The sequence below is a fragment of the uncultured Aquincola sp. genome (assembly GCF_964001545.1).
In the GTDB taxonomy this organism is placed as follows: Bacteria; Pseudomonadota; Gammaproteobacteria; order Burkholderiales; family Burkholderiaceae_C; genus Aquincola.
Map to the genome: position 1 here is coordinate 1 of NZ_CAXFDV010000223.1, position 8,725 is coordinate 8,725.

Genomic DNA, 8,725 nt, shown 5'->3' on the forward strand with positions numbered 1-8,725 from the left:
CCTGCAGCCCGGGCAGCGTGCCGGTGGCCACGTTGGGCACCTTCATCGAATCGAGGTTGTCGCCCGACATCAGCGGCTCACCCGGCAGCAGCGACATCACGCCCGCCTGCAGCCGGCCCAGCGGGCCGGGCAGGCCGATCACCGGGCGTTCATGGCCCGCCCACCGGCCGGCCAGTTGCACCAGCTGCTTGAGCGTGTAGACATCGGGCCCGGCGCATTCGTAGGTCTGGCCGATGGTCTCGGACCGGTCGAGGCAGCGCACCAGCGCCTCGGCCACGTCGTCCACCCAGCAGGGCTGGAACTTGGCGTCGGCGCCGGCCAGCGGCATCAGCGGGAACACCGCCTGCAGCCCGGCGAACATGTTGGTGAAGCGGTCTTCAGCCCCGAACAGCACCGAGGGCCGCAGGATGGTCACGTCCAGGCCCGAGGAGGCCAGCACCGCCTCGCCGGCGGCCTTGCTGCGCAGGTAGCGCGAAGGCGCGTCGGGGCTCACGCCCAGCGCGCTGACGTGCAGCAGCCGGCGCACGCCCGCGGCGCGGCAGGCCTCGGCCAGTTGGCGCGGCAGTTCGGCGTGGGTGCGGCGGAAGGCTTCTTCATTGCCGTGCAGGATGGCCACCAGGTTGATCACCGCATCGCAGCCGGCCACCAGCCGGGCCAGCTGCTGCGGGTCGTTCACGTTGGCCTGCACCACTTCCACCGTGGGCAGCGAGCGCAGGTGGTTGCCGCGGTAGTAGCGCCGCGTGGGCACCACGATGCGGCCGCCGGCGCCGCCGCTGCGGCGCACCAGCCGCTCGGCCACCGCGCGGCCGACGAAGCCGGTTCCGCCGAGCACCAGGATGTTGCGCATGGGTCTTTAACTCCGGATGAATGAACGTGTGAGAGGTCAGGGCATGTCGCGGTCGCCGGTGCCGCCGGTGCGCGGGCCGATGGGCCCGCCCAGGCGGGGCTTCAACGCGGGCGGCTTGCCGTTGATCAGCGCGCCATAGACGGTGGCGTTGGACAGCACCTTCTTGACGTAGTCGCGCGTTTCGTTGAACGGGATGTTCTCGGCCCAGGCGGCGGCTTCGCTGGTGGCGCCTTCGCGCCAGCGGCGCGGGCGGCCGGGGCCGGCGTTGTAGGCGGCGGCGGCCATGGCCTGCGAGCCGTCGAAGCTGTCGAGCACCAGCTTCAGGTAGGCGGTGCCCAGCTTCAGGTTGGTGTCACGGTCGGTGATCATGTCGGCGCTGTAGTCCAGGCCGATCTTCTTGGCCGTCCAGCGGGCGGTGGCCGGCATGATCTGCATCAGGCCCGAGGCGCCGACGCTGGAGCGCGCATCCATGATGAAGCGCGATTCCTGGCGGATCAGGCCGTACACGTAGGCCGGGTCCAGGCCGATGGCATTGGCCGCGGCCAGCACGTTCTGCCGCATCGGCATCGGGTAGCGCTGCTCGAGGTCGAACTCGTTGCGGGTGCGGTCGCTGCTGTTGATGCAGCGGTCCCACACCTCGCGCTCACAGGCCCATTGGGCGGCGGCCAGCAGCTCGCGGTCGCTCATGCCGCGCAGGCTGAAGTTCCACTCGCGCACGCCTTCGCTGCGCAGGCCCAGGCCGATGAGCTGCAGCGCCCGCTGCAGGCCGGGGTGGTTGCGGGCGGCGGCTTTTTCTTCAGCCGTCAGCGGCGCGGGGGCCGGCGGCAGCGCCAGCGTGCGGCCCAGGTCTTCGGTGGCCAGCTGGCCGTAGAAGCTCAGCGGCGAAGCGATGGTCTGCAGGATCTGCTCCGCCTCGGCGCGCTGCTTGTCGCCGCGCGGGCCTTCCACCGCGGTGGCCTTCAGCGCACGGGCCTTCCAGTACTGCCAGCCGGCATCGGCCTGTTCTTCCACGCCCATCTCGCTGACGGCCTGCGCGGCCATCGTCCAGCGCTCGGCGGCCGGGTAGCGGATGGCGGCGCGAACGGCCCAGGCCAGGGTTTCGTTGGTCCACTGCGAATCGGCGGCGCGGGGCTTCTGGTCGCGCTGGGCAAAGGCCTCGGCAAAGGCGGTCACTGCGTCGGGTGCCAGCCGCTGCGCGTAGCTGCGGCCGATCTGCGACCACACCCAGCCGGCCTGGCCCTGCGGCAGCAGCCGGCCCCAGCGGGCGCGCAGCAGCGCCACCGCGTTGTCGGGGTCGTCGGCGGCCATGCGCACCAGGGCCACGGCCGTCACTTCTGCGGTGTCGTGGCCCATCACCACGCTCTTGCGGCCCAGCGGCTTGGCGGGGCTGGCAAACGCTTCGGCAATGGCGGTGGCCGTGGTCGGCCCCAGCAGCGCCGCGGCCGAGCGGGCGGCGGCCGGCTTGTTGTATTCGGCGGCGTCGCGGATGCGGGTCCACACGTCGTCCTTGGTGAACACCTTGGCCTCGAACAGCGTGGCGGCCATCAGCGCGCAGCCGTCGTCCATGTCGCGCTGGGCGCGCCAGGCGGGCAGGGCGGCGTCGCGCACCGGCTGGCCGCCCAGGTGCGCGGTCAGCAGTGCATAGCAGGTGACCTGCCGGTCGTCGTTCATCCGGAAGCGCGGAAAGTCGCGGCTGAAGTTGGCCCAGTCGCGGCGGCGGCCCAGCTCCAGCAGCCAATCGTTGCGCAGCCGGTCTTCCACGTAGCTGCCGGGCCAGCGGGCGTAGAAGGCTTCCAGGTCGGACTGCTGCACCTCGTTCAGTCGGCTGCCCAGCTCCCAGTAGTCCACCCAGGGCGCCAGCGGGTGGCGCGTCGCCTGGGCGGCGTCGCGCAGCGCCACCAGCCGCACCTTGTCGCGCTTGCGGGCGGCCTCCCGCGCCTCGGTCACCAGGCCGTCGGCCCCTTGCGCCTGGGCAATCGGGGCGCAGGCCGTGGCCAGCAGGACGGCGGCCAGTCCGGTGAGGGTGGCAAGGAGGCGGGGCTTGGGCATGGGCAGGCGGTGGATGGGGCTGCGCCGCGACGGGGCGGCGTCAACAGGGAAAGCACGGTCGGTGGCTCAAAAGCGCACCCCGAGCCGCGGGATGGCGACAGGCGCGTTTGAATGTAGCGCAGCAACTTCGCCCCGGGTTGACGCGGGGCGGCCGTTGTCGGGTCAGTCTGGTTCCCCGACGGCGCGGCGCGTCTCGCGCGCCTGCTCGATCACCCAGTCGATGAACGGCCGCAGCTCGCTGCGCTGCAGCGCCGCTTCGCTGTGCACCAGCCAGTAGGTGAAGGGCGAGCGTTCGCGGCCGGCTTCGCCGAAGGGCTCGACCAGCTCGCCGCGCTGGATGGATTCCTGCACCAGCGCCAGCCGCGCCAGCGCCACGCCCTGGCCCGACAGCGCCGCCTGCACCTGCTGGTGGGTGTAGTTCATGTACAGCCAGCGCAGCGGCTCCTGGTGCGGCAGCCCGCGCCGGGCCAGCCAGTAGCGCCAGCTCAGGTACTCGGCGCTGGGGCGCTGGTCGTCTTCTTCCAGCAGCGTGTGGCGCGCCAGGTCGGCGGGTGCGCGCAGCGGCGGCGCCTGGCCGCGCTCGGCCTGCTCGGCCAGCGCCTGGCCCACGACGGGCGTCAGCACCTCGCCGAAGAGCTTGGTGGCACCGGGCGGCGCGTCGTTCGGGTGGCAGTAGCGCAGCGCCACGTCCAGCTCCGGGTCGTCCATGTCGGCCAGCACGTCGGAGGCGGAGATGCGGATGTCGATGTCCGGGTGCAGCCGCTGGAAGGAATGCAGCCGCGGAATCAGCCACAGCGAAGCGAATGAGGCGAAGGTGGTGACGCCCACGTGCCGCCGGCCGCTGGTCACGCGGATCTGCCGCACCGTGGCGTCCAGCCGGTCGAGCAGCGGCGCCACCGTGCGCAGCAGCGTGGCGCCGGTGCTGGTGAGCTCCACATGCCGGGTGCCGCGCAGGAACAGCACCGCGCCCACTTCGTCTTCCAGCGCGCGGATCTGGCGGCTGATGGCGGATTGGGTGAGGTGGAGTTCGTCGGCCGCGCCGCTGAAGCTGAGGCGGCGCGCCACCGCCTCGAACGCGCGCAGCGGGCCGATGGCGAGCGGGCGCTGGCGCAGTCTATTCATGATCAGAAAGCATCAATGGCGGGCAAATCCATCATTCGACACAAAGCGGCGGCACCACCAGAATCCCTCTCACACCACTTCTTCAGGAGTATGTCATGGCCCACGCATTGATGAGCTTTCCTCAAGCCACCAGCGCGGCTGCATGGTCGGTCGCGCTGCCGGCCGGCGCCGCGCGCACCATCGCCGCAGCGGGCCATGCACGCTGGATCGCGGTCACGGAAGGGCAGCTCTGGCTCACCCTCACCGACAGCCCCGAAGCCACCGCCGGCGATGTGTGGCTGCAGCCCGGCGAAGGCTTTGCGCTGGGCGCGGGCATCAGCGCCGTGGTCGAAGGCCGCGGCCCCGCCAGCTTCCAGCTGCTGGAAGCACCGCAACCCCGCCAGGTGCCCGGCCGCAGCGCCTGGCAGCGCACGGCCGGCACGCTGGAAAGCCTGCGCCGCTCGGTGCAGTGGGGCGCGCCAGCGGCGGCCTGCGCGGGTTGAGGGCGGTCAACCGCGGCCTGCCCGCGGCTTCCGCCGCCCCTTTGCCAGCGCCGCCTGCAGCGCCAGCCTGGCCCAGGGGGCCATCAGCGGGGGCGCTTCCAGGGCTTCAGCGGGCACCGTGAAAAACCCCAGCTGCGTGGGCTCGCCCTTGCGGCTGTAGACGAAGGGCTCGCCGCCGGCGGCTTCGAACTGTGGCTGGGTGGTGGCGTCGACCTTCAGGTAGAGCTGCTCCTGCACCACGATGGCGATGAAGTGCTCGTCCAGGTACAGGCCATGGCTGCCGAACATGCGCTTGGCGCGCACCCGGCCCAGCGGCGACAGCAGCTCGATGCAGTGTTGGACGAAGGCATCGGCCGGCGAGGCTGGCGGGGTGGCGGCGCGCATCGGCGCAGTCTAGGCAGGTTGTGGCAGCCACAATCGCAGCTCCCGTCACTGTCGACCTGCCCGCCACCATGCCGATGCCCGATTTCAGCCTGGACCCCCCCCGCGACAAGAAGCTGCTGCGCCGGCAGCTGCAGGCCGAGCGGCTGGCCATGATCGACCGGCATGAGCGCGCCATGCACCTGCAGCAGGTGCTGCGGGTGTGGCTGGTGACCCGCAAGGAACAGACGATCGGCGCCTACTGGCCGATCAAGGGCGAATTCGATGCGCTGCCCGCGCTCTACCGCTGGACCGAAGGTGCGCCCGAGCGCCGCATCGGCCTGCCGGTGATTGACCGCGAGACCAAGCAGCTGCGCTTCCATGTCTGGTACCCCGGCTGCCCGATGGAAGAAGACGCCTTCGGCATTCCCAAGCCCAAGGACACCGAGCAGTTCACGCCGCAGATGCTGCTGGTGCCCTGCGTGGGCTACGGCCCCAAGGGCCTGCGCCTGGGGTATGGCGGCGGCTTCTACGACCGCACGCTGGCCGCCATCGAGCCGCGGCCCTACACCGTGGGCGTAGGCTATGCCCACGGCTACCTGCCCTGGCTGACGCCCGAGCCGCACGACGTGCCGCTGGACGCGATGCTCAACGAGAACGGCGTCGTCAGCGACGTCGATGCCGACGGCCCCTGATGCTTTAGGAGAACGCCATGACCGCTTGCCCGCATGCCATGTCTGTTCACGTCAGTCGGCCGCTGCGGTGGGCGGCTGCATGCGCCGCGCTGTGGGCCGCGGCTCCGGCCGCGCAGGCGGTGGTGTTGTACGACCCGGCCGCCGGCAGCCTGCCTGCGGCCCAGGGCTGGCTGACCAGCGCGACCAGCGGCGCGGCGCCGGGCACGCAAAACTTGAGCGGCGGCCGGCTGGCGATCGACACCACCGGCAGCGGCGTGGTGGCCTTCGGCAACGCCCGGCTCAGCCCGGTGGCGCTGGACGGCAACGCGGGCTATGCAGTCGACTTCTCACTGCAGGTGCTGGCGGAAACCCATAGCAGCCCCAACCGCGCCGGCTTCTCGCTGCTGCTGGTGGGCAGCGATCCGGCGCAGTCGGTGGCCTTGTCGTTCTGGCAGGACCGGGTGTGGGTGCCGACGGTGGATGCATCGGCGGCCGACCGCTTCGTGCAGGGCGAGGGCGCCGGCTTCGACACCACCGCGGCTTTCACCGACTACCGGCTGCAGGTGCAGGGTGGCCGCTACAGCGTGAGCGCCGGCGGCCAGGCCTTGTTCAGCGGCACGCTGCAGGACTACCGCAGCGGCGGCCTGCCGTACACGGTGCCCAACCTGGTGTTCTTCGGCGACGACAGCAGCCGCGGCAGCGCGCAGGTGGCGCTGGGCGCGATCAGCATCTCACCGGTGCCCGAGCCGGCCAGCGCGCTGTTGCTGCTGGCCGGGTTGGGCGTGGTGGCTGCTTTCAGAATCAAGCGCCGAGCTTGAGCCGCCTGCACAGCTCCAGCGTCAGCGCGCTCTGGTTCATCGTGTAGAAGTGGATGCCCGGCGCGCCGCCAGCGATCAGGCGTTCGCACAGCGCGGTGATCACGTCCAGGCCGAAGGCGCGGATGGAGGCGGCGTCGTCCATGAAGCCTTCCATCTTCATCGCCACCCAGCGCGGAATCTCGATGCCGTCGCGCTGCGCGAACTGCGCGATGCGGGAGAAGTTGTGGAAGGGCATGATGCCCGGCACCACCGGCGCTTCGGCGCCCAGCTTGCGCGTCTGCTCCACGAAGTGGAAGTAGGCGTCGGGGTTGAAGAAGAACTGCGTGATGGCGGCATTGGCGCCGGCCTTCACCTTGTCGGCGTAGTGCTGCAGGTCGCGCGCCGCGTAACGCTGCTCGGGGTGATATTCGGGGTAGGCCGCCACCTCGATCTGCCAGTCGTCGCCCTGCGTTTCGCGGATGAAGCGCACCAGCTCCGACGCATAGCGGAACTCGCCCGCGGTGGCGGTGCCGCTGGGCAGGTCGCCGCGCAGCGCCACGATGCGGCGGATGTTCTGCGCCCGGTAGGTGGCCAGGATCTCGGCGATGTTCTGCCGCGTGGAGCCCACGCAGGACAGGTGCGGCGCGGCCTCGAAGCCGGCCTTGGCGATGGCGCTGACGGTGGCCAGCGTCTTGTCGCGGGTGGCGCCGCCGGCGCCGTAGGTCACGCTGAAGAACTCGGGCTTCAGCGCGCCCAGCTCCTGCACCACGGTCTTGAGCTTCTCGTCGCCCACCGGGGTGTTGGGCGGAAAGAACTCGAAGCTGATCGGCACGGTGTTCATGGCTGTGTCTCGCTAGGTGCTTCGTGCATGCACGAAGAATTCGGTATTGCCGTCGCCACCGGCGATCGGGCTTTGAAAGTAGTCGGCCACCTGCAGGCCCTGGGCCGCGCAGGCCTCGCGCAGCCGTTGTTCCACCACCGGGTAGGAAGCGGCGCTCTTGACCAGCCCGCCCTTGCCGATCTGCTCGGGCTGCAGCTCGAACTGCGGCTTGACCAGCATCAGCAGGTCGCCCTGCAGCAGCGGCGCCAGCGCGGGCAGCACCAGCGTCAGCGAGATGAAGGACAGGTCGCCGACGATGAGGCTGAAGCGCCCGAGCGACGCGTCCAGGTGCCGCGCGTTCACGCCTTCGATGGCCTGCACCCGCGGGTCTTGCCGCAGCCGCGGATGCAGCTGGCCATGGCCCACGTCGATGCCGGTGACCTGCGCCGCGCCGCGTGCCAGCAGCACGTCGGTGAAGCCGCCGGTGCTTTGGCCCACGTCCAGACAATGCCGGCCGCTCACGTCCAGCCCGGTGTGGGCCAGCGCGCCTTCCAGCTTGAGCCCGCCGCGCGACACCCAGCGCAGCTCGGCGTCGTCGGTCAGCGTCAACACGCTGCCCGGTGCCAGGTCTTCGCCGGCCTTGCGCACCACACGCCCGCCTTGCGGGCCGGGCACCTGCACCGCGCCACGCTCGATCAGCCGCTGCGCGGCCGAGCGGGTGGGGGCCAGGCCCAGTTGCACGAGGAGCAGGTCGGCGCGCATCGCGGCCCTCAGTCCAGCGTGGCCAGGTGGCGTTGCGCCGCCTCGCCCAGCTGGCGGTCGAAGGTGAGCAGCGGACAGCGCAGCGCCGCGGCCAGGGCCAGGTAGCCGGCGTCATAAGCGGACAAGGCATAGCGCCCGGCCAGCGCCAGCACCAGGCGCAGGTCCACCTCGGCCCGTTGCAGCGCCAGACGGCCGAAGTCGTCCAGGGCCTCACCCGCCGCAGCCGCCGGCACGCCGCGGCGCACCTTGGTGGCGGCCACGCTGGCCACTTCCCAGTCGATCAAGGTGGGTGCATGCAGCGCATAACCGCGTGCGGCCTCGCGGGCCTGTTCGGCTTCAGGTTCACCGAACAGCAGCGCACACACCAGGCTGGCGTCCACCACGGCGGGCGGGCGGGCGTGGTACACGGGCGCCGGCTCGGCCACCAGCAGGGTGCGCGGCGCGCGGTCAGCGGCCATCGGCCTCGTCGCGCAACGCGCGCACGATGTCGGCCGAGCGGCCACTGTCCGCCGCCAGGCCACTGAAGCGGCTGCGGGCGCGCAGGGCCAGTTCATCCAGCGTCAACGAGTCCACGGCGGGCGCCGCTTGCGGCCGAGCGACCGCAGCCGGCACGCCGGCCGACGGGGCCGGTGTGTCGTCGCCCACGGCGGCGCCCAGCAGCGCCATCAGCTCGCCTTGCAGCGAACGGTGATGGCGCGCCGCACGCTCGCGCAGGCGCTGTGCCCAGGCGTCGGGCACCCCTTTGATGGACAGGTTGATGCTCATGGCTGCCTCGGTTCCGCAATGGCGCCATTTTGGAGCCATTGCGGGCC

General features: G+C 71.3%; 11 protein-coding genes. 3 read left to right on the plus strand and 8 right to left on the minus strand.

The genetic code is table 11. The features are described from left to right. The 3 genes from ABNT58_RS07725 to ABNT58_RS07735 form a co-directional block, all read right to left on the minus strand. Positions 1-847 (minus strand): complex I NDUFA9 subunit family protein (locus tag ABNT58_RS07725; RefSeq protein WP_348752921.1); only part of this gene is annotated, 847 nt, incomplete at its 3' end. A gap of 36 nt (positions 848-883) precedes the next feature. Next, positions 884-2,896 carry a transglycosylase SLT domain-containing protein gene (locus ABNT58_RS07730; protein WP_348752922.1) on the minus strand — a complete coding sequence of 671 codons (2,013 nt, stop codon included), beginning with the start codon at positions 2,894-2,896 and terminating at the stop codon, positions 884-886. Between the two features lie 162 nt (positions 2,897-3,058). Continuing rightward, complete coding sequence (locus tag ABNT58_RS07735; RefSeq protein WP_348752923.1) at positions 3,059-4,018, minus strand: LysR substrate-binding domain-containing protein; 960 nt, start codon at positions 4,016-4,018, stop codon at positions 3,059-3,061. Positions 4,019-4,113: 95 nt separating this feature from the next. Here ABNT58_RS07735 and ABNT58_RS07740 point away from each other — a divergent pair, with 95 nt between their 5' ends. Beyond that, a complete protein-coding gene (locus ABNT58_RS07740; protein ID WP_348752924.1) occupies positions 4,114-4,500 on the plus strand; it encodes a DUF2917 domain-containing protein in 387 nt (128 codons plus the stop codon). A gap of 6 nt (positions 4,501-4,506) precedes the next feature. On the opposite strand, the gene ABNT58_RS07745 is transcribed toward ABNT58_RS07740, so the two are convergent. Then, positions 4,507-4,884 (minus strand): TfoX/Sxy family protein, encoded by a 378-nt coding sequence (locus tag ABNT58_RS07745; RefSeq protein WP_348752925.1) that lies wholly within the window; start codon positions 4,882-4,884, stop codon positions 4,507-4,509. Positions 4,885-4,952: 68 nt separating this feature from the next. On the opposite strand from ABNT58_RS07745, the gene ABNT58_RS07750 reads away from it, so the two are divergent. Continuing rightward, complete coding sequence (locus ABNT58_RS07750) at positions 4,953-5,555, plus strand: 5-formyltetrahydrofolate cyclo-ligase (RefSeq protein ID WP_348752926.1); 603 nt, start codon at positions 4,953-4,955, stop codon at positions 5,553-5,555. Between the two features lie 38 nt (positions 5,556-5,593). Continuing rightward, on the plus strand, positions 5,594-6,352 hold the full coding sequence (locus ABNT58_RS07755) for a PEP-CTERM sorting domain-containing protein (protein WP_348752927.1): 759 nt from the start codon (positions 5,594-5,596) through the stop codon (positions 6,350-6,352). Here the strand turns inward: ABNT58_RS07755 and metF are convergent. From metF to ABNT58_RS07775, 4 genes are read right to left on the minus strand one after another with little or no spacing between them, the layout of a single operon-like run. Continuing rightward, positions 6,336-7,172 carry a methylenetetrahydrofolate reductase [NAD(P)H] gene (gene metF, locus ABNT58_RS07760; protein WP_348752928.1) on the minus strand — a complete coding sequence of 279 codons (837 nt, stop codon included), beginning with the start codon at positions 7,170-7,172 and terminating at the stop codon, positions 6,336-6,338. The genes ABNT58_RS07755 and metF overlap by 17 nt on opposite strands. Positions 7,173-7,184: 12 nt before the next feature. After that, positions 7,185-7,913 carry a TlyA family RNA methyltransferase gene (locus tag ABNT58_RS07765; protein WP_348752929.1) on the minus strand — a complete coding sequence of 243 codons (729 nt, stop codon included), beginning with the start codon at positions 7,911-7,913 and terminating at the stop codon, positions 7,185-7,187. A gap of 8 nt (positions 7,914-7,921) precedes the next feature. Then, the gene (locus ABNT58_RS07770) at positions 7,922-8,371 is read right to left on the minus strand and encodes a type II toxin-antitoxin system VapC family toxin (RefSeq protein WP_348752930.1); all 450 of its coding nucleotides are present in this window, start codon (positions 8,369-8,371) and stop codon (positions 7,922-7,924) included. After that, positions 8,361-8,678 (minus strand): hypothetical protein, encoded by a 318-nt coding sequence (locus ABNT58_RS07775; protein ID WP_348752931.1) that lies wholly within the window; start codon positions 8,676-8,678, stop codon positions 8,361-8,363. The genes ABNT58_RS07770 and ABNT58_RS07775 overlap by 11 nt, the downstream gene beginning before the upstream one ends. Positions 8,679-8,725 lie beyond the last annotated feature (47 nt).

What these genes read in the sequence shown, in the direction of transcription:
- ABNT58_RS07730 (WP_348752922.1), bottom strand. Translation starts at nt 2,896, where the DNA reads ATGCCCAAGCCCCGCCTCCTTGCCACCCTCACCGGACTGGCCGCCGTC.
- ABNT58_RS07735 (WP_348752923.1), bottom strand. Translation starts at nt 4,018, where the DNA reads ATGAATAGACTGCGCCAGCGCCCGCTCGCCATCGGCCCGCTGCGCGCG.
- ABNT58_RS07740 (WP_348752924.1), top strand. Translation starts at nt 4,114, where the DNA reads ATGGCCCACGCATTGATGAGCTTTCCTCAAGCCACCAGCGCGGCTGCA.
- ABNT58_RS07745 (WP_348752925.1), bottom strand. Translation starts at nt 4,884, where the DNA reads ATGCGCGCCGCCACCCCGCCAGCCTCGCCGGCCGATGCCTTCGTCCAA.
- ABNT58_RS07750 (WP_348752926.1), top strand. Translation starts at nt 4,953, where the DNA reads ATGCCGATGCCCGATTTCAGCCTGGACCCCCCCCGCGACAAGAAGCTG.
- ABNT58_RS07755 (WP_348752927.1), top strand. Translation starts at nt 5,594, where the DNA reads ATGTCTGTTCACGTCAGTCGGCCGCTGCGGTGGGCGGCTGCATGCGCC.
- metF (WP_348752928.1), bottom strand. Translation starts at nt 7,172, where the DNA reads ATGAACACCGTGCCGATCAGCTTCGAGTTCTTTCCGCCCAACACCCCG.
- ABNT58_RS07765 (WP_348752929.1), bottom strand. Translation starts at nt 7,913, where the DNA reads ATGCGCGCCGACCTGCTCCTCGTGCAACTGGGCCTGGCCCCCACCCGC.
- ABNT58_RS07770 (WP_348752930.1), bottom strand. Translation starts at nt 8,371, where the DNA reads ATGGCCGCTGACCGCGCGCCGCGCACCCTGCTGGTGGCCGAGCCGGCG.
- ABNT58_RS07775 (WP_348752931.1), bottom strand. Translation starts at nt 8,678, where the DNA reads ATGAGCATCAACCTGTCCATCAAAGGGGTGCCCGACGCCTGGGCACAG.